Source organism: Paramicrobacterium agarici (assembly GCF_002563955.1).
GTDB classification, from domain to species: domain Bacteria; phylum Actinomycetota; class Actinomycetes; order Actinomycetales; family Microbacteriaceae; genus Paramicrobacterium; species Paramicrobacterium agarici.
In genome coordinates this window covers 422811-443124 of the sequence record NZ_PDJE01000001.1, presented here as the reverse complement: position 1 = coordinate 443124, position 20314 = coordinate 422811, and the positions used below count along the sequence as shown (strand labels likewise).

The following is a 20314-nucleotide window of genomic DNA, read 5'->3' as shown; positions in this document are numbered from 1 at the left end:
TAGAAGCGCCGGCGGCTCCCGAGGACGAACCCCGCCCAGAACGCCAGACCGATGTGGCCGAGAGCGACGAGCCCGTCGTCGAGCGCCAAAGCACTCTGGATTCTCGTCGTCATCGCGGCACCCGTCGTGGGCGCCGTCGCATGGTTCGCCCCCGCCGACTGGCGGCGCGCCAGCAAACCACGCGACGTGGCACGCGTGAATCAGTAGGCGACACCGAACCGCGCGCCATGGTGCGCAGGGTTCTCGATCTCGTCGGCGAACGCAATCGCCAGGTCGGCTCCCGAGATGAACGAGTGACCCTCGGCATCCGTCAGCAGGATCTCGTCGCTCACGCGATACTTCCCCGTGCGCTCGCCGGGCGCCCACGACCCGAACTCGGCGCCAGGGCTCACGTAGAACCAGTCAACGTCAGGTGTGTCGCGCACCAGGTCGAGCACCTTCTTGTGAGCGCTTGCTTCGTCCTTGGCGGCATCCGGGAACGCGGGTGTGTCGATCAGCAGCGGTCCGCCCTCTGACACCCGCAGGCTTCCGGCACCCCCAACAATGCCGACGCGGGCTCCCACCTCGGCCGCGACCGCGAGCACGTGCGGCATCGCCTCGACGAGCTTCTCGCCGTTGTCATCCGCGGCGCGAAGTGCCACGATCACGGCATCCGCGCCCGAACTGACTCGAGTCACGAACGCAGGGTCGTGGATGCTGCCCTGCTCCGCCGTCAGCCGGTCGCGTGCCTCGAGCTTCGATGTGTCGCGCGCGACCGCAGTGACGCTGTGCCCGCGCTCGAGCAACTCGTTCGTGATGTGCCCGCCCGCATAACCGGTTGCTCCGAAGACGACGACGTGTGCCATATGAATCCTCTCGATTTGTGTGAACTCTCGCGGGCCTTGCCCACGGTAGTTACCATAAGAGAGTGACGCACTGAACGGAAGTAGGCACTTCAGAGTGCCTGACGAACCCGAGATGCGCCAGCACAGGCAAACCAAGGAGACACGCATGTCCGGACCAGACCCCTACGCGAGAAACTGCCCCTCGCGCCGTGTTCTCGATCGCATCGGCGATAAATGGACCGTGCTCGTCGTCGGCTCTCTCTCAGACGGTCCGAAACGGTACGGGGAGATCGCGCGCCGCGTCGACGGGGTGTCGCAGAAGATGCTCACGCAGACGTTGCGCAGCCTTGAGCGCGATGGACTCGTGACCCGAACGGTCTTTCCGGAGATTCCGCCGCGCGTCGAATACGAGTTGACGGATGCTGGTCGGAGCCTGCGCGCGCCGCTCGCTGCGCTTGAGCGCTGGGCCGTCGATCACCTCGACGGCGTGCTGGAGTCGCGCACGATGTTCGATGATGTCCTGGGTGCCTGACGGTGAGGCGGCGTCAGTCCCGTAAGTAGTCCCGCAGCACCCGCGCGTGGTTGACGTGCGTGTCTTTCGCGCCGTAGACGAGCGTCACAGAGCCGTGCGTGTCGACAATCCCACGCAGCTCGTCGACGGCATCGTTCTCGTCGAGCTCGCTGCGATACCGCTGTTCGAACTCGTCCATGCGATCGGGGTCGTGATTCCACCACGTGCGCAGGTCCGCGCTCGGCGCGACGTCTTTCAGCCAGGCGTCGAGCTCGGCCGCCTCCTTCTTGACGCCGCGTGGCCAGAGCCGATCTACGAGCACGCGAAAACCGTCGGCTTTCGCAGCGTCCTCGTACACGCGCTTGATCTCAACGCCCATACCCGGATTCTACGCCGCGGACCGTTTGCGCTCGAAGATAAAAGGCCCGGGCGCCGCTGAACGGTGCCCGGGCCTTCACAAAGCGATTACTGCTCGGCTGAGGGCTCCTCGGTCGCTGGCGCATCAGTCTGCGAGCCGTCGGATCCCGAGCCGCCCGACTGGGTGGCAGCATCCTGAATCGCCTTCGCGAGCGCGCCTGAGTCGGTGATGCTTCCCTGGTAGAGCGAGCCGTCGATGATCACCGTGGGCGTTCCGCTGAGCGGTGCCGCATTGTCTCCGGTCAGGTACGGCAGGTTCTCGTCCATGGCGCGGTCGGTCTGCTCGCCGACCCACGTTGAGAATGTCCCTTCGTCGATCGCCTTCTTGACGTTCTCGTCAGAGACTCCTGCGGACTGCAGAATCGACCAGATCTCGTCGTCGGTCAGCCCCTCGGTGTTCTCGGCGGGCTGGTTGGCGAACAGCGCCGCGTTGGCGTCGAGGAACACCTCGGGCTGGTAGTTCGCGACGGCTGCCATGGCGTTCGCCGCACGTGTTGAGTACTCGGTTCCCTGCGACATGCTGTCGAGGAATGAGATCGGATGCATTTCAAGCGTGATGTCGCCGGATGCCGTCAGGCTCGTGAGCATCTCGCCGTTCGCCTGCTCGAACTGGCCGCAGTAGGGGCACATGTAGTCGAGGTAGACGATGACGTTCACGGCATCGGAGTACTGTGAGTAATCCGTCGGCGTGGGCGTGCCGCCTTCTTCCATCGCCGGCGTCTCGACGACTGCTGCCCCGTTCTCGCCGGCGGTGAACAGGATGCCGTCGCTGATCATGTTCTTCGGCCCCGCCGCTGTCACCGACGGCTTCATCGACGTGACGATCACCACGACAACGATGGCGACGACCGCGAGAATGATCGCGCCGATCCCGCCCTGCCATGCCCAACGCACGCGGCGTTCACGCTTCTCGTGGCGTTCGCGCTCCTGGCGCGCGAGTTCCCGAATGTGCTGCTGTCGCTGCTTCTTCGACGCTCCGGCTGGTGGGACATTGTTGGGCTTTTTGCTCACGGCTCATCCTGGTCGGGGGCGGGGAGGTTGTCATTTCAACAATACGCCAGGAGGGTATGCGTCTTATGTGTGAGTGCTGAAAAGAGCGGATGCTACGCGACATCGCCGCGTAGCATCCGCTCATTTTGCGCGTCGTTGTGCGCTACTTCGCACCCTCAGTCGCGGATCCCGTCGGAGTCGGCGTGGGCGTCGACTCCTCTGAGCCCTCGCCCTCTTTCGCCTTCTGCTCGGCCGCGAGCACCTCCGAAATGAACGAGAGCAGGTCGGTCGACTCGTCGTTCTTGCCCGTGAACTTCTTGCCGTCGACGAGCACGAGCGGTGCGTGCGCGACCTTCTGCACGTCGGTGCCCTGCAGCGGTCCGTTCGCCGCGTTCTGGCTCACCGTCGCCACCCAGTTGGCGTAGCGGTCGTTGGCGATGCACGTCGAGATGTCTGTGTTCTCTCCGCCCAGCGCGGTCGCGACGGCCTTCGAGACGCCGGCCTTGTCGATGGCGGTGTCGGTCACGAGCGGATTCGCGTCGAGCAGTGCCGTGTTGACGGCGAGGAAGTTGGTCGGCGCAAAGTTCGCGACGCAGGCCGCTGCGTTCGCGGCAAGTGTCGAATAGTTATCGGTCGCCTCGTCGTATTGGTCGAGAGCGATCGGCTTGATCTCGAGCTGAACGAAGCCGTACGTCAGCCACTGCTGCAGCTGCTGCCCGTTCGTTGCGAAGAACGCCGCAGCGTCTTGACTGCCGTAGTCGACGTAAACCGTGAGCGGAACGATGCCTTCTTCAGGCTCGGGAACATCAGCAGCCGGCTCAAGCCACCCGTGCGCTCCCGTGGGCATGGCGGAAATCGTCTGGCCGTCGCCGGTGAGCACGATGCCGTCGCTCGCCATGTTCTCGGGCCCCTCGTTCGCGAGGCGCAGCTGCGTCCACACCACGAGCGCGACGGCCGCGATGATGGCGACGATCAGCAGAATGAGACCGGAGATGCCGAGAACCTTGCGGCGCTTGCGCCGTTTGCGATCGGTCTCGCGCTTAATGCGGGCCATCTCTCGCTGCAGCTCGCGGCGCTCTTTCTTCGTGAGCCCTTCGAGCTGCTTCTTGTCGATCGTCATGCGGGTGCGTCGTCCTTGTCGTGGCGGGAGTCTCCGCACGAAGTGTAGCCGCTTCGGCGCGTCAACTCAGATTCGAGAGGAGAGAGGTGAGCGTTCAGCCATAGCGATTGACGAGTCGTCTGCCCAGATCGGCAAGTGCGCGACGAACCTCAGACGGCCCGACGACCTCGATCACTGCAGCCCATCCGGCAAGCTGCTCCGCAAGCGCTTCAGTGCTCTGTGCGCGTGCCTCGACGCGCACGCGGCCGTTTCCTACAGCATCCTGAACACTCGCCTGTCTGCCGAAGCGTCGCACGAACGCCGCGACGGCATCGTCATCGACGAGGACCTCCGCGCTCGACGCTCCGCGCAGTGACTCCACCGCTGCAACGGCGTCGGCCCATGCCCTGCTCAGGTCGAAGCCAGGTGGCGGCGGTGCGTCGCTGTCGAGAATCGAGAGATCGCGGATGCGGTCAACGCGGTACATGCGCGGCCCGGCGCCGGGATCGGCGAGAAGATACCAGTGCCCGCCGCGGGTGGCCACGCCCAGTGGTGTCGCGGCGCTGGCAGGATGCGCGCGGTAGCCGAGGTGGATCGCGCGCTCGTGTGAGATGGCTCGCTGAAGAGTCGAGACTTCAGCAGGCGTCGAGGTCGGCGCGTCGCCCCAGGCCGCGCCGTCGTCGAGCGTCGACCCGATGGCGCGCTGGGCGTTGTGTCGGAAGGTCGCTGGCAACGCCGCGAGAAGCTTCTGAATCGCCGACGCGGCTTCGCGCGCCCCGCCTTGAGCCTTGCCGAGCAGAGCGAAGAGCGCCGTCGACTCCGATTCGGTGAGCCCCGTGAGATTCGTGCGAGCACCTCCGAGCAGCCGCCAGCCGCCTCCGCGCCCCGGTTGTGGGTAGACGGGCACTCCCGACATCGACAGCGCTTCGAGGTCGCGTCTCGCGGTGGCGACTGATGTCTCGAGCTCAACGGCGAGTTGCGCGGCCGTCACCGATTCGCGGGATTGCAGCACGAAGAGAACGCGAATCAGTCTGTCTGCTCTCATGTTCTCAACTTTGCCATTCAAAGTGCTCAAAGGGTGAGCACTTTTGCGGAAATGATGGAGATACGCGCCGGGGGACAGTCGCCGGGCGAGAAGGGAAAGAATCATGTTTCGAGGAATTGCCAATGTCAACGTCGTCTCAACCGATGTGCCCGCCGCGATCACGTGGTACTCCGGCATCTTCGGCGAGGCGCCGTACTTCAAGCGCCCAGAAACGGGGGAGCCACAGTACGCCGAATGGCGTTTCGGAGACGACGAAGACGAATTCGCCGTCATGGATGCCGCATTTCGCCCCGTTACCTCGAAGCCGGGCGGAACGCTCGTCTATTTGCACGTCGACGACGTTCGGGCCTCGTTCGATGAGCTCATCGCCGCCGGCGCCCGCGAGTTCGACCCCGTCATGCAGCGAAGCGAAGAGTGGTGGACCGCCTCGGTCGTCGACCCCTTTGGCAACCTGATCGGTCTGATTCAGAGTCCGCACTGGGCCGCAGCGCATTGACGAAGGATGCGCTCGCTCAGCTGTGGCGTTTGATTGGCGCTGTTCGAGGTCCGGCGTCATAGTGCGCGAGGTCCCCGGCGTCCTGGGCAAGTCGCGCTGCCCTGCGCGCGATGTCGACGGCCTCAACCGGATCGCCGGCAGCCTTGGCGAGGGCGAGCTGGCGCTCGGCTTCGGCGAGCCGCGTGCGTGCGTCTGGGCCCACGCGCCCGCGGTTTGCGGCAATGAACTCGCGCGCCGTATCGAGATGGCTCGTCGCCGAGAACAGTGCACCGCTTAATGTCTCACGAGCGCTGTCGATGCGCTGCTGTGCGCTGCGGGCTGATGCGAGGGCGTCATCGAGCCGTGCCTGCGCAAAGCGAATGTCGTCGACGCTCCGCAGCGGGGTCTGCGGTCCGGTCGACGCTGAGACGGTATCGAGCACGCGGCGCAGCTCGGTGATTCCGCTCGCAATGCGCTCGGCAGCATCCGGAATCTCGCTCGAGTCGCGCAACTCGGATGCTTCGGCAAGCGCGCGTTCGGCTTCGACGATCGCCTCACGCAGCTCCGTGTCGGCGTCGGCAAGCCGCTCTTCTGCGCGGGCCAGGGCATCGAGCGCCGTGGTCGCGTCTCGGCACGCGCCCTCGGCTTTCTCGAGCGCCGGAACCGCGGGCTCTGTAGCGGCGACGGCCGACTCGGCACGTGACAACGCAGTGTCGGCTTCGGCCAGCTGCGCCGTCGCTGTTGTCACGGCGTCGCGCTGGTCGGCGAACGCCGCGGGGGCATACAGTTTCGACAGACGCGCGAGTGTGGCTACAGCATCCGGAATTCTCGCTTCAACCTGGGTGCGCAGCGCGCGCAGTGACGCTACGCGTTCGGGCGCGAGGCGCTCTTCGGATCGCCTGCCGACGAACGCGTCGGTGTGCTCGTCGAGCGTCGATTCGATGTTTGTGCAGGCTTGCAGGATGCTCTCGGACCACGCGCGGCGATCGGCATCGGTGTCGGGCGTGAAATCGCTGAGCCGCTGTCGCAGCTCGAACGCCTCGCTCAGGCGGCCGCGGGCGCTCTCGATAGCCGCCGCGAACGCCGCGGTCTCGTCGACGCCGAACTGCGCTGCCGCGAACGCGTGCTCCTCAACGCCTCGGCGCACCGCCTCGTCCGCCTGAACGAGCGCCTGTCCAGCGCGCACCTCGAGGTGCTCGATTGGCTCGGGCCGCGTATCGGCGATGCGCCCAGAGGCGATCGCGCGCCTCCGCCGCGCCTTGACGGCGAGCACGACTCCCACAATGATGAGCGCTGTCGTTCCGAAGACGACGAGCGATGGCACCCACCAGAGCGAAGACATACTCAAAGTCTAGAAAACGGATGCTGCGCGGGCGCGAGCCCTGTGGCAATGCTCAGCCGAGCAGATGCTTCTCGAGCTCGGAGATCGTCGCGACATGGGCGAGCGACCCCTGTGCCTCCGCTGCTGTGCCGTAGCCCCAGTCGACGATGATCACCGGGAGTCCGTGCGCGGTTGCGCCCTCGACATCGTGTATGCGATCGCCAACGTACAGCGTGTTCGACAGGTCGATGCCGCGATGGTGCAGGCGACGCAGTGCTTCTGCAATGACGTCGGCCTTTGCGCTGATCGTCTCGTCGGCGGAGGCGCCGCAGAGAATCTCGAAGTGCGGCTTCAGCCCGAAGTGCTCAATGACCTTCGCGACCTGGTACTCGGGCTTGCTGCTCGCAACGGCGAGCGGAATTCCCGCAGCCTTGACGCGCGACAGCAAGTCGGGAATTCCGGCGTACACCGACGATCCCGACCACGGTCCCTCTGCCTCAGAGATGGAGCGATACACGTCGAGTGCCTCGATCGCCTCGTTCGGCGTGAAGCCGTACTGTTCGAGCGATTCAAGCATGGGCGGGCCGACCCAGCTGAACAGATCGTCGCGGTCTGCGGCGGGGCGGCCGAGCTGCTTCAGCGTTCGGTCAATGCGGTCGACGATGCCGGGTGCGGAGTCGGTGAGCGTGCCGTCAAGGTCGAAGAGAACGCACGACCAAGGGCCGGAAGAAGTATTCATTGTGCTCTCAATCGTAGGCGAGAGAGGCGTCGTGCTAGCTGTGTAGTAATAATAGTAGTTCGGGGTTAGCATGGTTGCATGGGAAGCGTGACTCGAACCGAACTGAATCAGCAAACCGCGCGCGTATTGGCGCGTGTGGCGGCTGGCGAACGCGTCACCATCACTGACCGCGGGCGTCCCATCGCTGAAATCGCTCCCACGCGTGACTCCGGCTGGGAGAGGCTGGTCGCAGCAGGCAAGGTTCGTCCCGCAAAACGGCGCGGGGCTCTGAGCTTCGAGCCGACGCAGCTCGGCGTCTCGACCGAAGAGATCATGGCCGACATCAGGCGGGACCGCGGGTGATCTACCTTGACACGTCGGCGGTCATGAAGACCCTCGTCGACGAGACGGGGAGTGCCCATGTTCGAACCCTCTTCGCCACGTCTGATCGCCTTGTTTCTTCTCGCCTGCTCGCCGTCGAACTGAGCGCAGCTGCGGATCGGCGCGGACTCCCGAGGGAGCACATCGACGAGGTGCTCGACACGATTACTCTCATTGCTGTTGACGACAATGTCCTCGACGACGCGATCCGGCTGAGGTCAGGCCTTCGGAGCCTCGATGCGCTGCATCTGGCCACAGCTCTTGAGGTTGGCGGTGAGCTGACGGAATTTCTTGCTTTCGACAATGAGCTGAATGCGGCTGCGCGGCGGCACGGCCTAGTACTGCATTCGGCTTCCGGAAGCATCTGATCCGGTTCGGGCGGCGCCCGCACTTGTCTCAGGCAGGCGGTAGGTGCAGCACGTCATCGCCGCCAGCTGTCGCGTCGCCAGCGATGCGGATGCTGCGAGCAAGGTCGTCGAGCGCGGGTTCCAGTGTTCCGAAGCGCTCACGGTCGGGGCACACAGCCGTGAGCGTGACGAGATGCGTTCCCGTGTCCCACGTGTAGGTTGCGAACGGCAGACCGCGCGGATTCGGCGGCGTCATCATCACGAGCTTCTCGCCCACGCCGAGCGGCGTGGGAAAGTTCTCGGTGTCGTCATACTCCATGGGCATCGATGCTCGAGCCATGCGCACGTGCGGCGTCAGCTCCTGCGTCGTGGCGATCGCGACAACGAGCTCAGGCTCGGCCTTCCATGTCCAGGCAAGCACCCGTCCATCGGCCTTGCGCATCGCGAATGGAGCGAGCTGGCTGGCAAGCCAGGCACCGAATCCCGAACCTCGCCGCTGCCCTCCGGCGCCCAGTCCGGGGCCGTTCGCCATCAGCATCCGCAGTGCTGCTTTGCGATGGCGGCGTCCCTTCCACCCCAGAGAGCTCGTGACGGGAATCCAGAGATCGGGGTCGGCCGATGAGATGAGACGCATGATCTAGAAGAGACGCCCGTCGGCGATGTCCATGCCGCGCATGGCGTCGTAGTCGAGAACAAGACACCGGATGCCGCGGTCCTCCGCGAGCGTTCGAGCCTGCGGCTTGATCTCCTGTGCCGCGAAGATTCCCGTGACGGGGGCGAGCAGAGGGTCGCGGTTCATCAGCTCGAGGTAGCGGGTGAGCTGTTCGACGCCGTCGATGTCGCCGCGGCGCTTCAGCTCGACGGCGACGGAGCTGCCGGCAGCATCCTTCGCCAGAATGTCGACGGGGCCGATCGCCGTCATGTACTCGCGGCGCACGAGGGTGTGGCCGTCGCCGAGCAGGTCGATCTGCTCGGCGAGCAGCTTCTGCAGGTGCGCTTCGACGCCGTCTTTCTGCAGACCGGGGTCGATGCCGAGCTCGTGCTGGCTGTCGTGAATCACCTCGAAGATCGAGACGACGATTTGGTCACTCGTCTTCTTGTGGGTGACTTTCCAGACATCGACAATGCCCGCTTCGCGCTGCTCGTCGGTGGGCTCTTCGGTTTCGAAGACGCAGGGAGGGCTCATCCAGTTGAGGGGCTTGTAGCTTCCGCCGTCGGAGTGAACCAGAAGGCTGCCGTCGCTCTTGAGCATGAGCAGGCGCGTTGCCTCGGGAAGATGGGAGGTCAGGCGGCCCGCGTAGTCGACCGAGCACTTTGCAATCACCAAACGCACTCTGCGAGTGTACACAGCGAGAGAGGGCGGATGCTGTCGACAACGCTCTTTCAGGTGTCAGTTCTCCACAGGATCGATGCGAATACAACTTCGAGAAGAGTTATCCACATTCGTAGGTTTGCTCGAATGAATGTCGTGATTCGTGGTGGAATTGGTGCATGGATGAGTTCAGAGATTCCCCTCCGGACCCGGACAATTGGGGTCCGCCGGATGGGAGAGAAGAGTTATATCAACCGCCGCCGACGGATTCGAATGATCAGTTTGACGTCGTCGGCCCTGACGTGCCTGATCGAGAGTCAGCGGATGCTGTAGCGAGCGCGTTGCGTGAGCGGCTGGCTGGTGTTGTTGCTGATTCTCGTGCGATCTCGGCAGCGGAAGCATCGCGCATGCGCGGCATCTACGGGATGCTGCAGGAGGCCCTTGAGCATCCGGGTGTGTTCATCCCTGTCCCGGCCGGAACGTCTCGGGCGGATCTTGACGCGGAGGCTGAGGGGTGGGTGCGGTCTTCTTTGGCGCAGGAGATCGGTGCGGCGATCGGTGTCACGAAAGGTCACGCGCAGGGCCTGCTGAATGATGCTGAGTTTCTGTGTGAGAAGCTCTCGTCAACATTCGGCGCTTTAGAGGCTGGTGAGATTACGCGGCAGCATGTGGATGCGATGCTGCGTCAGGCCGTGAGCCTCGACCCAGAAGAAGCGGCCGCGTTCGAGACGAAAGCTCTCCCTAAGGCAAGGCAGCAGTCGGCGACGCAGTTTGCTCGTGCTGCGATCAAGATCCGGGAGGGTTTGTTTCCGGAGACGATTAGTGAGCGTCGGTGTGAGGCGGTGAAGCAGCGTCGGGTGGAGTGCTACGGCACCCAAGACGGCATGGGAGCTCTCACCCTGCACGGTCCGGTCGAGGTGGTGCAGAGCTTTCTGAATGCGGCCACGCGGACGGCGCGGGCGTTGAAAGCTGCCGGCGACGACCGGACTCTGGCGCAGATCGAAGCAGATGCTGTCACTGATGCCCTGATGAAAGGCTTCACCACCGACGGGCCTAAACCCGGTGTTGGTGCTTCGGGGGTGGGGGCTGACCGTTTGGGTGGGATTCGTCCGACCGTGCATGTCACCGTCCCCGTCATGACACTCCTCGGACACTCCGACGAGCCCGGACAGTTGGACGGATACGGGCCCATCGCCCCCGACATCGCACGCGAGTTGGCGGCGCGGGCACCGAGTTTCACGAGGTTATTGACGCACCCGGAGACCGGGGCGGTGCTGTCGGTGGGGCGTGACAGTTATGCGGTGCCGGCGGATCTGAAACGCACCGTGCGACTGCGCGATGAAACCTGCACCGGCATCGGCTGCGACCGGCCTGCCACCATTTGTGACCTGGATCACATCGAACAATGGCAACACGGCGGTGAAACAAAGTTGTCGAATCTGCAGCCCGGATGCGAACAGCACCACATGCTCCGACACCACACCATGTGGCAGGTTCATACCGACGGCGACCGGATCGAATGGATCTCACCCCTCGGAATCGCTTACCAGGTGCCACGCACCTCCAACGTCCAATTCCTGGAAGTAGGCGCCGAAGACAAAGCGACGGCGAATGCCGAGAGTGCGGCGGACGACGACGAGCGGAAGGAAGTAGCCGAAGAACCGTTGTTCTGACGAGCCGTCCCTGGCCGACCTTGAGCTGGCCGCCGATGTCGTCGGCGGCACTGCCTGCCAGTTTTGCAGGACCGCATCGGGGAGGCGCTAAGGGAAGTTCCTGGGCCTGAACCTGAGCAGGACCACTGCTCGGGCGGTCAAGGCTGCATCGGGCCCGTGCGATGTTACATCAGGCCCGCACGACGTTGCATCAGGCCCGCACGACGTTGCATCAGGCCCGCACGACGTTGCATCAGACCCGCACGACGTTGCATCAGACCCGCACGACGTTACTCACTGTCGTGAATGCGCACCGAACGCTCACGCGCCGCAGGGGACGCGACACCGGCGAAGACAATCAGGCCGAGCACGACGAACAGTGCATTGAGCAGACCGATGTGGTCGGCAAGCAGACCGATCAGCGGAGGCCCGACGAGGAACGCACAGTAGCCGATGATTGCAACAGCACTCACTCGTGCCGCAGCATCCTTCGGTGAATCTGCCGCCGCCGACATTCCCACGGGGAAACCGAGCGAAGCACCGAGGCCCCACAGAATCGCACCGATCACCAGGAGCGGAAGGGTGGGCGCGACAATGAACAGCAGAAGGCCGGCGACCGCCGACACCGAGCATCCGATGAGCACCTTCACACGGCCGAAACGGTCGAGGATGGGCCCGCCGATGACACGCCCAACGGTCATCGCCGTGAGGAACACCGCGAGAATCGCGGCTCCCGCCGACTCCAGCATCCCGTGCCCCTCCACGACGGCAAGAGCGACCCAGTCATTCGCACTGCCCTCGGCAAATGCCATGCCCAGAATAATGACGCCGATCGCGAGCAGCCGAGGATCGGCCCAGACGGCGAGACTCTCGCGGACCTTCTGCTGCCAGCTCGTATTCTGACGCTTGAGCTCCTGAGTGTCGGTCGACGTACGCAGCGGCACGAAACGAGCGGCAACGAACGCGGTCGCTGCAACGACCGCGGCCATGACGAGTGCGTGGGCGATCATCGATACCTGCAGCAGCTCCGTGAGCGCCGCAATGCCGGCACCGAGCACCGTGCCGCCGCTGAAGAACGCGTGCATGAGCGGCATGACCGTGCGCTTGAGGTGCTTCTCGACGTCGGCTGCCTCGACGTTCATGACGACGTCGCAGCTGCCGTTGCCGAACCCGAAGAGGCCGAGACCGATGCCCACGACGACCGGCGTGAAGACGACCGCAGCGCCGAGTCCGATGACGATGAGCCCCACCGCCACCAGGAGCAGTGACGTGAGCATGCTGCGTCGTGGTCCGAGGCGCGCGAACATCATCGGCGCGACGATGAGGCCGACAACGGAGCACGCCGACATGCACAAGACAAGCAGTCCGACGGAGCCCGTCGAGATGTCGAGGTTCGCCTTGATGGTCGGAACGCGCGCCGCCCACGTTGCCACGCTGAGGCCCGACATCGTGAAGATGACAAAGATCGCGTTGCGCCACGCGACAAGTTCAGAGCGCGATGTCGTGACAGCCATGATGGTCTTTCGAAACGTGGGACGAAGGGTAGAGACCGAGCTCGAATCGATTCGATCGCGGCATCCGCCTAAGCTAGCCGAGACAGGAGCCGGTGGTCAAGCCGCCGCAGAGAAGCGCCAGAGGAGGTGCCCGATGTCGAGAAGCGTGTCGAGAAGCGCCGCCGAAGACTCTCGCCCCACGCTCGCCGACGTCGCCGCTCGCGCAGGCGTCTCGGCCTCAACCGCATCCATCGCCTTCAGCGGCCAGGGCCCGGTGTCGGAGGCGACCAAGAAGAAGGTGCTCGACGCGGCGGCGGCGCTCGGCTACGTCGGCCCGGATCCTCGGGCAGCGGGGCTTCGTCGCGGCCGCAGCGGAATCGTCGGAGCGGTGCTCGCCTCACGCATCGGAGTGTCGTTTCGGGATCCGGTTCTGATTCAGACCCTCGACGGACTTGCCGAAGAGCTCAGTTCGCTCGGCGCCGGGCTGCTGCTCATGAGCGATTCGGCCGAGAGCACGAGTCAGGTCACCGTCGCCAATGCGCCTGTTGACGCCGTCGTTCTGCTCGGCTGCAACATTGACCCGGGCCACTCACTCGATGTTCTGACGCGCCGGGGAATTCCGATGGTGGCGATCGAGGCGGAACCGACAGGCGAGAGCCCCGTGATCAGCGTGGACAACCGGGGTGGAACCCGCATGCTCGCGCAGCACCTGCGTGACCTGGGACATGAACACGTCAGCCTCATCACGCTCGGGCTCGAGCGACCGACGGAACCGCGCGCGCTGACGCCGGAGTGCGAGCGCGAGAGCGTGCTCCCGGCACGAGAGCGGATGCTGGGCGCACGCGACGTGTTCCCGGGAATCGGCGGCTGGGTCGCGGGATCGAGCCGTGTTGACGCAGGGCGACGTGCCGCGCGGGCCCTGCTCGACGTGGAGGCGGCGCGCCGGCCGACGGCGATCATCGCGCAGAGCGATCTCATCGCCGCGGGGGCGATCGCTGCGGCGCGAGATCTTGGCCTCGAAGTTCCCCGCGACGTGAGCATCGTCGGCTTCGACGGCATCCGTGTCGACAACCTCGGCATGCAGCTGACGACCGTGCGGCAGCCGATGAACGAGAAGGGCGCTGCCGCCGGTCGTGCCGTTCTTGAGCTGCTCGACGGGCGGATGCCCGTATCGACGTCGTTCGGCGTGGAATTCGTCGCGGGCGAGACCGTATCCGCGCCCCCGGGAGCGTGAGCCGCGCGTAGTGCCGTTGCGGACCTCCCGGGATACGCTGGAGTCACGACGTTCGAACGATCACGAGGAGGCGATGGTGAGCCTGAATGCGCTGCACGAGGCCGCGGCCGTCGCCGAGCGTCTTCTGCCGGTGTACGAAGACTTGCACCAGCATCCTGAACTGTCGTTTCATGAGACGCGAACGGCGGGCATCGTGGCGGCGCGCCTCGCCGAACTCGGCTTCGACGTGCACGAGGAGATCGGCAGAACGGGCGTTGTCGGCGTCTTGACATCGGGCGACGGCCCGGTTGTCATGCTGCGCGCCGATATGGACGCACTGCCCGTCTTTGAGCAGACGGGACTGCCGTACGCCTCGACGGCGCGCGGGACCGACGCCGAGGGCGTCGACGTGCCGGTCATGCACGCGTGCGGGCACGACATGCATGTGACAGCGCTGCTCGGCGCTGCGGAACTGCTTTCTGCCGCCCATGGGGAGTGGACGGGGACCCTCGTTCTCGTGTTCCAGCCCGCAGAAGAGAACGGCGGCGGCGCCCAGGTGATGGTCGACGACGGTCTGTACGACATCATTCCCGCCCCCGATATCGTGCTCGGACAGCACGTCATGCCGTTTCCCGCCGGCTTCATCGGCGCGGCGTCCGGCCCGGCTTTCGCCGCGACCGACGAGCTCGAAGTGCGCTTGTTCGGCCGGGGAGGCCACGGCTCGCAACCGGAGTCGACCATCGATCCGGTCGTCATGGCCGCGGCAACCGTGATGCGACTGCAGACGATCGTGTCGCGCGAGGTCGCCGGCCGCGAGACGGCTGTGCTAACGATCGGCACGATGCAGGCCGGCACGAAGAACAACGTCATCGCCGACGAGGCGCGCCTCGGACTCAACATCCGCAGCTATGACCCCGCCGTGCGGGACCGCGTGATCGCGGCTGCGCACCGTATCGTGAACGCTGAGGCAGCAGCATCCGGCGTCGATCGAGCCCCCGAGATCACCGGCCGCGACTCGTTTCCCGTGCTCGTTAACGAGCCGGCAGCCACAGCGCGCACGCTCGGGGTCCTGCGCGAACAACTGGAGGGCGTCGTCGTCGGCGATGTTCAACCCATCATGGGCAGCGAGGACATCGGAAACCTCGCGGCACCTGTTGACGCGCCGATCGTGTACTGGCTGCTCGGCGGCACCGACCCCACGCTGTTCGAGGGCAGCGAGCTGCTCACCTCGCTGCCTGCCGGAGTGCCGTCGAACCACTCGCCGTTTTTCGCACCCGTGCCCGAGCCGACGCTTCGCGTGGGCATTGCGGCACTCACCACAGCCGCGCGCGAATGGCTCGGCGCGGCCGAGAACTCTGAGGGGGAACGATGATCAAGGTGCTGTATTCCGACGATGGCGTCGTCATGCTGCGACCGTTGACTGTGGCGGATGCTGACGAGCACATCGCCGGGCAGGACGACGAGTACGTGACGTGGCTCGACGACGCTGAGGCCACGGAAGAGAGCGTGCGAGCGCACCTTTCTGACGTGGAGAAGTCGTGGGAAGCGGAAGGGCCCATCTACTCGTTCGCGATCGTGGCAGACGGCAAACTGGCCGGGACGATCACGGCAGAGGTCGGGCGCGAGGGGCTCAAGGACTACCAGGCCGACATTGTCTACGGTCTCTACCCGGCGACGCGCGGGCGTGGAATCGCAACGCGAGCGGTGATGCTCGTCGTGTCGTTCCTCGACCAGATTCCAGGCATTTCAGAGGCCATCACGCGCGTGAACCCCGAGAACCCCAAGTCTCGCTCGGTTGCCGAGCGTGCGGGCTTCGAGCCGCTGACGACGGCCGAGGCGGAGGCCGACGCGAACGACTGGCTGAGCACGCGAGTGTCGCTCGTGCCGGCAGAGCAACGGTAACTGGCACGGCAGCGGTAACCAGCACGGCAGCGGTAGGCGGATGCTTGTGTGACACGGGCGAACATGGTGTGAGGGTGTACCGGCACACCGTGTCCGCAGGCGTCACTGATTCGTGCCGTCGCGCGCGATAATGCCGAGATCCAGCGCTCGGAGCACCGCTTGCGTGCGGTCGGAGACGCCGAGCTTGTCGTACGCGTGAAGCAGATGCGTCTTCACCGTCGCTTCGCCGATGAAGAGTTCTCGCGCGATGCGCGGGTTGCTGTGCCCGGCGGCGACGAGGCGCAGCACGTCGACCTCGCGCGGACTGAGCGCGGGCGCCGCGGGCTCCTCGCGATGCCGCATGCGCTTGACGAGTGTCGCGGCGATCGACGGTGCGAGCACGGTCTCGCCCGCGACGACGGCGCGCGCTCCCGCGATGATCTCTGCCGACGGCGCCGCCTTGAGCAGGTACCCGGATGCCCCGGCCTCAATGGCCCCCAGAATGTGGTCGTCGCTCTCGTACGTCGTGAGCACGAGCACGCGCGTGCCGGGCAGTTCAGCGGTGATGACGAGCGTCGCCTCGGTTCCGTCGAGCTCTGGCATGCGCAGATCCATGAGCACGAGGTCGGGCTGCAGCGCGCGTGCGCGTTCCACGGCCTCAGTGCCCGTGGCCGCCTCGCCCACCACGTCAATGCCGTCGGCATCATCGAGCAGGCCGACGATGCCGGAGCGCACGATGGGATGGTCGTCTGCGACGAGAACGCGGATCACGGGGTTGCTCCATTCGACGGGACGGGTGAGTGCGGCACGGTCACCGCGAGAGTGACGCCGCCGGGCGCAGCATCCATGACCGAGAGAGATCCTCCCACGAGGGCGACGCGCTCGCGCATTCCCGTCAGCCCGAAGCCGCGTTCGTCGTCGACGGTGACGCCGCGAAGTCCGCGCCCGTCATCGGTAACGGTGAGTTCGACCCCCGCGACCGTGCTGCGCAGAGTCACGGACACCGCGTGAGCATCGGCGTGCTTGCGCACGTTCGCGAGACCCTCCTGCACGCAGCGCAGCAGCATGACCTCGAGCTCCCGCGGCAGCTGATCGCCGAGATCGACGCTCGACGACACCGCCACACCGGTCTCGCGCGCGAAGCGCTCGCCGAGGCGCGTGAGACTGGCTTCGAGCGGCGCGAGCTGCGTTGACACTGTCGCGTTCGCCGCGACAAGCGCCCGTGCGTCGCTCAGGGCATCGCGGGCGGTGTCTTCGACGAGCGCGATCGTTCCCCGTGCATCCGGCTCACGTGACGCCCGCTCGGCGAGCATCACGATGCTCGTGAGACTCTGGGCGATCGTGTCGTGGATATCGCGCGCAATGCGTTCACGTTCGAACGCAGCCCCCGACTCACGGTGCGCCGCCTCAAGTGCACCCTGCGCTTCGGTGAGCTCGGCGAGCAGTCGTGACCGCTCCGTGCCCCAATCGGCGATGCTCGAGATCCACAGTCCGAGAGCGATGCTGAATGCCGTCGAAATGCCCGAGATCGCCAGTGCCGTGAGGGATCCCGTCGCAGTCCATCCCTGGTTGAAGGCGTAGCCGACCCCGAGCGCCGTCGTGGCGACAACGTTCACGACGATCGCGTGCAACGTTCCCGCCGACGACAGCCACAGCAGTGGCAGCACGATCACCATCGTGTTCATCATGTTTGGGTTGAGGGCGACGGCGGCCGCAGCGAGGGCGATCATCGGTAGCTGGCCCATGAGGGCGACGGCAACCGAGGGCTCGTCGTCGTTAATGCCGACGTGCAGCGGAACCCAGCGCCGAAGCAGCGTTCCGTAGAGCACACCGAGCGCGCCAAGCAGACCGAGCAGCGTCCACTGCTCGACGTTGCTGCTGTCAGCATCCAGCACCGCGACCGCGCAAAGCGCGACGATCACTGCGGCGACAGCCACATCCCACCAACGACGCGTGTTCATTGCCCTAGATTCTCACGTTGCGAGCCGCGAAGCTCGACGCCGTCATCGGTCTTTGTGAATCCACCGGAACGTCAGGCGCGACAGAATAAGCGCCAGCACGATCCACCCGGCGAGCATGAGGGCGACGAGCGGCAGATCCCAGCTTCCGCTCGGCTCGGCCGTGGCCCACGTCTCGGGGAGGAATGCCGCGCGCAGGCCCTGCGCCATCCAGCGCACGGGGAAGAGTCCGGATGCTGTCTGCAGCCAGTCCGGAAGCATAGAGAATTGCAGGTAAACGCCCGAGATGAACTGCAGCACCAGAACGATCGGAATGATCACGGCCGACGCGGTCTTGCCCGAGCGGGGCACGGCCGAGAGGGCGATGCCCGCGAACGAGCACGCCGCGATGCCGAGAACATACACCCACGCCACGGTCGTCCAGCCCTCGACTGTGGCGGGAAGCTGCGCGTCGAAGACGAGCACGGCAACGAGCACGAGCAGCCCGATCTGCAGCAGGCTCGTGACGATCACCTGCCCGAGCTTGCCCACGAAGTACGACAGTGGTGACAGCGGTGAACCGCCGAGGCGCTTGAGAGTTCCGTCACTCTTCTCCACCGCGATGTCGCCGGCGAGGTTCTGCACGCCCGAGAGCAGAATGGCTCCTGCGATCATGCCCGGCAGGTAGTACGTGGCCATGCTCACGCCGTCGGGCAAGTCTTGATCGGCGAAGACCGCCGCGAACAGCGAGTAGATGAGCGTGGGAAAGAGAAACGTGAAGAACACCTGGTCGCCAGCGCGGAAGTAGGTCTTCAGCTCGAGTGAGATGCGACGGATGCCGAGGCGCAACGTGCGCGTCGGCGAGAAGGCCGGAAGCGCGTCCGTGCGCGCTGAGGTGACGGGTGCGACGTCTGCTGTCGTCATGCTGCGTTCTCCTGATCCATGGTGAGGGCGTTCGCGGAGCCCTCGTCGTCTGCGTCTGCGATGAGCTCGAGGTAAACGCCTTCGAGCGTCGGCCGCACGATCTCGAGGTCACGTGGCTCGCCAGAGCTCTCTGCCACGAGTGCGGCGACGAGGCGTCCCGGCTCTGGGGTGCGCTCCTCGTGACGGCGCCCGGCAGCATCCGTCCATCGCACGATCGGAACGCGCGATTCGCGTCCCCCGATCGCGTCGATGCCTCCGATGTCCACGAGCCGGCCGCCCGCGATCACGGCGGCACGGTCGCCCAGCTGTGCTGCCTCGTCGAGGTAGTGAGTGGTGAGCAGGATGCTGGTGCCATCGGCCTTGAGCGAGCGGATGAGACCCCAGAACTGACGCCGGGCCTCGGGGTCGAAGCCCGTCGTCGGCTCGTCGAGAAAGAGCAGCTGCGGATTGCCGATGATGCCGAGCGCGACGTCAACGCGTCGCCGCTGCCCGCCCGAGAGCTTGCCGATGCGCGTCTTGTGCTGCTCGGCGAGACCGACCGCCGCGAGCACCTCGTCGACGTCACGCGGCGTGGGGTAGTAGCCGGCGAACTCGGTGAGCTGCTCGCGCACCGTGATGTTGCCTGACTCCCCACCTGACTGCAGCACGATGCCGAGCTGCGACCGCCACGGCAGACCGCCCTTCTCGGGATCGGAGCCGAGAACGCTGACCGCGCCGGCCGAGCGCTGGCGGTACCCCTCGAGGATCTCGATCGTCGTGGACTTGCCCGCACCGTTCGGGCCGAGCAGCGCGAATGTCTCGCCGCGATGAATGTCGAAGCTCACGCCGTCGAGCGCCGTGAACGAGCCGTAGGTCTTGCGCAGGTCGCGCACTTCGACGATGTTGCCAGCGCCGGGCCGAGTTCCTGTGCTGCCCGGAGTATCAGCGGTGCTCGGAGTGTCAGTGCTGCCAGGAGTATCAGTGGTTGCCATGATTCAACACTGGCGGTGCGGGGCGCCGTGCGGCAGCATCCGTCAGGCTGATTGTGCCCTCCACCAATCGGTGGATACTGTGATCGACAACCTCAGCGGGCGTCGATCACTAGAAGATGGGAGTCGAGCCCTCGGAGGTCTGACGGGTTCAACGTCAGCAACGGCAAATCGTGAGCGGCGGCAACGGCGGCGATCATGCGGTCGTTAGCGTGCGCTTTCGGCTCCCCTTTTCGTCGTGCGACCGCCTGCAGAATGCGCCCATATGATGCAGAAGCAGCGTCGTCGAAAGGCAGGCCTTCTCCGAAGAGTGCCGAGATCTCTTCGAGAGCTGCGGACCGCTGGCGAGCTGAATCTGCGCTGCGCGCGCACGCGACTCCAAGTCGAAGTTCGGCATACGTGATCGACGAGATAAGAAGGCGATCATACGAACTCAGATCGAGACGACGACCTTCTTGAGTCAGAGCGATGGTGACCGAGGTATCGAGAAGTGCGACAGCCGGCGCTACTGCCACGGATCCCGCCCCGTCTCGGTCTCGCGCAGCGCATGCAATTCGTCGTTCCACGTCTCATCGTCGTGAACCTGACGGAGGCGCCGCATGAGTTCCGGGCCAGAGATGCCGGCGCTCTCCCGATAAGGCACGAGATTTGCGACGGGTACACGATGATTCGTGATGACGAACTGCTGGCCTGCCGCGACGGCGCGCAGAACCTCCGTAGGGTTCTGCCGCAGTTTGCCGATGGGGACCGTCTGTGCCATAGCACAATTTTATTCTAAATGTAGACAAAAATCTACATTTTCGAAT

Annotated in this window: 25 protein-coding genes; 9 read left to right on the top strand and 16 right to left on the bottom strand. The window is 65.3% G+C overall.

Going from position 1 to position 20314, the window contains the following annotated elements; translation table 11 throughout:
• Positions 1-99 precede the first annotated feature (99 nt).
• Positions 100-207 (top strand): hypothetical protein, encoded by a 108-nt coding sequence (locus tag ATJ78_RS16265; protein WP_350339328.1) that lies wholly within the window; start codon positions 100-102, stop codon positions 205-207.
• On the opposite strand, the gene ATJ78_RS02220 is transcribed toward ATJ78_RS16265, so the two are convergent.
• On the bottom strand, positions 201-845 hold the full coding sequence (locus ATJ78_RS02220) for an NAD(P)-dependent oxidoreductase (RefSeq protein ID WP_098406110.1): 645 nt from the start codon (positions 843-845) through the stop codon (positions 201-203). The two genes, ATJ78_RS16265 and ATJ78_RS02220, sit on opposite strands and share 7 nt — an antisense overlap.
• A gap of 145 nt (positions 846-990) precedes the next feature.
• Here ATJ78_RS02220 and ATJ78_RS02215 point away from each other — a divergent pair, with 145 nt between their 5' ends.
• Positions 991-1356 (top strand): winged helix-turn-helix transcriptional regulator, encoded by a 366-nt coding sequence (locus tag ATJ78_RS02215; protein ID WP_098406109.1) that lies wholly within the window; start codon positions 991-993, stop codon positions 1354-1356.
• A gap of 13 nt (positions 1357-1369) precedes the next feature.
• Here ATJ78_RS02215 and ATJ78_RS02210 read toward each other — a convergent pair whose 3' ends face one another.
• The 4 genes from ATJ78_RS02210 to ATJ78_RS02195 all read right to left on the bottom strand — a co-directional run bounded on the left by ATJ78_RS02210 (position 1370) and on the right by ATJ78_RS02195 (position 4886).
• Complete coding sequence (locus ATJ78_RS02210; RefSeq protein WP_098406108.1) at positions 1370-1714, bottom strand: DUF488 domain-containing protein; 345 nt, start codon at positions 1712-1714, stop codon at positions 1370-1372.
• Positions 1715-1800: 86 nt separating this feature from the next.
• Positions 1801-2763 (bottom strand): DsbA family protein, encoded by a 963-nt coding sequence (locus ATJ78_RS02205; protein ID WP_098406107.1) that lies wholly within the window; start codon positions 2761-2763, stop codon positions 1801-1803.
• Between the two features lie 142 nt (positions 2764-2905).
• Positions 2906-3862, bottom strand: coding sequence for a DsbA family protein (locus ATJ78_RS02200; RefSeq protein ID WP_098406106.1), 957 nt, complete (start codon positions 3860-3862; stop codon positions 2906-2908).
• A 94-nt stretch (positions 3863-3956) separates the two neighbouring features.
• Positions 3957-4886 (bottom strand): helix-turn-helix transcriptional regulator, encoded by a 930-nt coding sequence (locus tag ATJ78_RS02195; protein WP_098406105.1) that lies wholly within the window; start codon positions 4884-4886, stop codon positions 3957-3959.
• Positions 4887-4989: 103 nt separating this feature from the next.
• Here ATJ78_RS02195 and ATJ78_RS02190 point away from each other — a divergent pair, with 103 nt between their 5' ends.
• Entirely contained in the window at positions 4990-5382 is a 393-nt protein-coding gene (locus tag ATJ78_RS02190; RefSeq protein ID WP_098406104.1) for a VOC family protein, read from the top strand.
• Positions 5383-5398: 16 nt separating this feature from the next.
• On the opposite strand, the gene ATJ78_RS02185 is transcribed toward ATJ78_RS02190, so the two are convergent.
• Entirely contained in the window at positions 5399-6703 is a 1305-nt protein-coding gene (locus ATJ78_RS02185; protein WP_098406103.1) for a coiled-coil domain-containing protein, read from the bottom strand.
• A 52-nt stretch (positions 6704-6755) separates the two neighbouring features.
• Complete coding sequence (locus tag ATJ78_RS02180) at positions 6756-7421, bottom strand: HAD hydrolase-like protein (RefSeq protein ID WP_098406102.1); 666 nt, start codon at positions 7419-7421, stop codon at positions 6756-6758.
• Between the two features lie 78 nt (positions 7422-7499).
• Here ATJ78_RS02180 and ATJ78_RS02175 point away from each other — a divergent pair, with 78 nt between their 5' ends.
• On the top strand, positions 7500-7763 hold the full coding sequence (locus ATJ78_RS02175) for a type II toxin-antitoxin system Phd/YefM family antitoxin (protein ID WP_098406101.1): 264 nt from the start codon (positions 7500-7502) through the stop codon (positions 7761-7763).
• Positions 7760-8149 carry a type II toxin-antitoxin system VapC family toxin gene (locus ATJ78_RS02170; RefSeq protein ID WP_098406100.1) on the top strand — a complete coding sequence of 130 codons (390 nt, stop codon included), beginning with the start codon at positions 7760-7762 and terminating at the stop codon, positions 8147-8149. The genes ATJ78_RS02175 and ATJ78_RS02170 overlap by 4 nt, the downstream gene beginning before the upstream one ends.
• A 28-nt stretch (positions 8150-8177) precedes the next feature.
• Here ATJ78_RS02170 and ATJ78_RS02165 read toward each other — a convergent pair whose 3' ends face one another.
• Both ATJ78_RS02165 and nucS read right to left on the bottom strand, forming a co-directional pair.
• On the bottom strand, positions 8178-8762 hold the full coding sequence (locus ATJ78_RS02165; protein ID WP_098406099.1) for a hypothetical protein: 585 nt from the start codon (positions 8760-8762) through the stop codon (positions 8178-8180).
• Positions 8763-8765: 3 nt separating this feature from the next.
• Positions 8766-9461 (bottom strand): endonuclease NucS, encoded by a 696-nt coding sequence (gene nucS, locus ATJ78_RS02160; RefSeq protein ID WP_098406098.1) that lies wholly within the window; start codon positions 9459-9461, stop codon positions 8766-8768.
• A 158-nt stretch (positions 9462-9619) separates the two neighbouring features.
• Between nucS and ATJ78_RS02155 the strand changes: the two genes are divergently transcribed.
• Complete coding sequence (locus ATJ78_RS02155; protein ID WP_098406097.1) at positions 9620-11113, top strand: HNH endonuclease signature motif containing protein; 1494 nt, start codon at positions 9620-9622, stop codon at positions 11111-11113.
• Positions 11114-11382: 269 nt separating this feature from the next.
• Here ATJ78_RS02155 and ATJ78_RS02150 read toward each other — a convergent pair whose 3' ends face one another.
• Positions 11383-12606 carry an MFS transporter gene (locus ATJ78_RS02150; RefSeq protein WP_098406096.1) on the bottom strand — a complete coding sequence of 408 codons (1224 nt, stop codon included), beginning with the start codon at positions 12604-12606 and terminating at the stop codon, positions 11383-11385.
• Positions 12607-12739: 133 nt separating this feature from the next.
• Between ATJ78_RS02150 and ATJ78_RS02145 the strand changes: the two genes are divergently transcribed.
• The 3 genes from ATJ78_RS02145 to ATJ78_RS02135 all read left to right on the top strand — a co-directional run bounded on the left by ATJ78_RS02145 (position 12740) and on the right by ATJ78_RS02135 (position 15700).
• Positions 12740-13819 (top strand): LacI family DNA-binding transcriptional regulator, encoded by a 1080-nt coding sequence (locus ATJ78_RS02145; RefSeq protein ID WP_098406095.1) that lies wholly within the window; start codon positions 12740-12742, stop codon positions 13817-13819.
• 73 nt (positions 13820-13892) lie between these two features.
• On the top strand, positions 13893-15170 hold the full coding sequence (locus ATJ78_RS02140) for an amidohydrolase (RefSeq protein ID WP_098406094.1): 1278 nt from the start codon (positions 13893-13895) through the stop codon (positions 15168-15170).
• Complete coding sequence (locus ATJ78_RS02135) at positions 15167-15700, top strand: GNAT family N-acetyltransferase (protein ID WP_098406093.1); 534 nt, start codon at positions 15167-15169, stop codon at positions 15698-15700. Before ATJ78_RS02140 ends, ATJ78_RS02135 begins: the two co-directional genes overlap by 4 nt.
• Positions 15701-15802: 102 nt before the next feature.
• Here ATJ78_RS02135 and ATJ78_RS02130 read toward each other — a convergent pair whose 3' ends face one another.
• From ATJ78_RS02130 to ATJ78_RS02105, 6 genes are all read right to left on the bottom strand, one after another.
• Positions 15803-16450: a response regulator gene (locus tag ATJ78_RS02130; RefSeq protein WP_098406092.1), complete on the bottom strand. Its 648-nt coding sequence runs from the start codon at positions 16448-16450 to the stop codon at positions 15803-15805.
• Positions 16447-17640, bottom strand: a complete 1194-nt coding sequence (locus ATJ78_RS02125; RefSeq protein ID WP_098406091.1) for a sensor histidine kinase — start codon at positions 17638-17640, stop codon at positions 16447-16449. The genes ATJ78_RS02130 and ATJ78_RS02125 overlap by 4 nt, the downstream gene beginning before the upstream one ends.
• Positions 17641-17682: 42 nt before the next feature.
• Positions 17683-18540 (bottom strand): ABC transporter permease, encoded by an 858-nt coding sequence (locus tag ATJ78_RS02120; RefSeq protein ID WP_098406090.1) that lies wholly within the window; start codon positions 18538-18540, stop codon positions 17683-17685.
• Positions 18537-19511: an ABC transporter ATP-binding protein gene (locus tag ATJ78_RS02115; RefSeq protein WP_098406089.1), complete on the bottom strand. Its 975-nt coding sequence runs from the start codon at positions 19509-19511 to the stop codon at positions 18537-18539. Before ATJ78_RS02115 ends, ATJ78_RS02120 begins: the two co-directional genes overlap by 4 nt.
• A gap of 92 nt (positions 19512-19603) precedes the next feature.
• Complete coding sequence (locus tag ATJ78_RS02110; protein ID WP_169923362.1) at positions 19604-20023, bottom strand: PIN domain-containing protein; 420 nt, start codon at positions 20021-20023, stop codon at positions 19604-19606.
• A complete protein-coding gene (locus ATJ78_RS02105) occupies positions 20014-20268 on the bottom strand; it encodes a type II toxin-antitoxin system Phd/YefM family antitoxin (protein ID WP_098406087.1) in 255 nt (84 codons plus the stop codon). Before ATJ78_RS02105 ends, ATJ78_RS02110 begins: the two co-directional genes overlap by 10 nt.
• Positions 20269-20314 lie beyond the last annotated feature (46 nt).

What these genes read in the sequence shown, in the direction of transcription:
- ATJ78_RS02220 (WP_098406110.1), bottom strand. Translation starts at nt 845, where the DNA reads ATGGCACACGTCGTCGTCTTCGGAGCAACCGGTTATGCGGGCGGGCAC.
- ATJ78_RS02215 (WP_098406109.1), top strand. Translation starts at nt 991, where the DNA reads ATGTCCGGACCAGACCCCTACGCGAGAAACTGCCCCTCGCGCCGTGTT.
- ATJ78_RS02210 (WP_098406108.1), bottom strand. Translation starts at nt 1,714, where the DNA reads ATGGGCGTTGAGATCAAGCGCGTGTACGAGGACGCTGCGAAAGCCGAC.
- ATJ78_RS02200 (WP_098406106.1), bottom strand. Translation starts at nt 3,862, where the DNA reads ATGACGATCGACAAGAAGCAGCTCGAAGGGCTCACGAAGAAAGAGCGC.
- ATJ78_RS02195 (WP_098406105.1), bottom strand. Translation starts at nt 4,886, where the DNA reads ATGAGAGCAGACAGACTGATTCGCGTTCTCTTCGTGCTGCAATCCCGC.
- ATJ78_RS02190 (WP_098406104.1), top strand. Translation starts at nt 4,990, where the DNA reads ATGTTTCGAGGAATTGCCAATGTCAACGTCGTCTCAACCGATGTGCCC.
- ATJ78_RS02185 (WP_098406103.1), bottom strand. Translation starts at nt 6,703, where the DNA reads ATGTCTTCGCTCTGGTGGGTGCCATCGCTCGTCGTCTTCGGAACGACA.
- ATJ78_RS02180 (WP_098406102.1), bottom strand. Translation starts at nt 7,421, where the DNA reads ATGAATACTTCTTCCGGCCCTTGGTCGTGCGTTCTCTTCGACCTTGAC.
- ATJ78_RS02175 (WP_098406101.1), top strand. Translation starts at nt 7,500, where the DNA reads ATGGGAAGCGTGACTCGAACCGAACTGAATCAGCAAACCGCGCGCGTA.
- ATJ78_RS02165 (WP_098406099.1), bottom strand. Translation starts at nt 8,762, where the DNA reads ATGCGTCTCATCTCATCGGCCGACCCCGATCTCTGGATTCCCGTCACG.
- ATJ78_RS02155 (WP_098406097.1), top strand. Translation starts at nt 9,620, where the DNA reads ATGGATGAGTTCAGAGATTCCCCTCCGGACCCGGACAATTGGGGTCCG.
- ATJ78_RS02150 (WP_098406096.1), bottom strand. Translation starts at nt 12,606, where the DNA reads ATGGCTGTCACGACATCGCGCTCTGAACTTGTCGCGTGGCGCAACGCG.
- ATJ78_RS02145 (WP_098406095.1), top strand. Translation starts at nt 12,740, where the DNA reads ATGTCGAGAAGCGTGTCGAGAAGCGCCGCCGAAGACTCTCGCCCCACG.
- ATJ78_RS02140 (WP_098406094.1), top strand. Translation starts at nt 13,893, where the DNA reads ATGGTGAGCCTGAATGCGCTGCACGAGGCCGCGGCCGTCGCCGAGCGT.
- ATJ78_RS02135 (WP_098406093.1), top strand. Translation starts at nt 15,167, where the DNA reads ATGATCAAGGTGCTGTATTCCGACGATGGCGTCGTCATGCTGCGACCG.
- ATJ78_RS02125 (WP_098406091.1), bottom strand. Translation starts at nt 17,640, where the DNA reads ATGAACACGCGTCGTTGGTGGGATGTGGCTGTCGCCGCAGTGATCGTC.
- ATJ78_RS02120 (WP_098406090.1), bottom strand. Translation starts at nt 18,540, where the DNA reads ATGACGACAGCAGACGTCGCACCCGTCACCTCAGCGCGCACGGACGCG.
- ATJ78_RS02115 (WP_098406089.1), bottom strand. Translation starts at nt 19,511, where the DNA reads ATGGCAACCACTGATACTCCTGGCAGCACTGACACTCCGAGCACCGCT.
- ATJ78_RS02105 (WP_098406087.1), bottom strand. Translation starts at nt 20,268, where the DNA reads ATGGCACAGACGGTCCCCATCGGCAAACTGCGGCAGAACCCTACGGAG.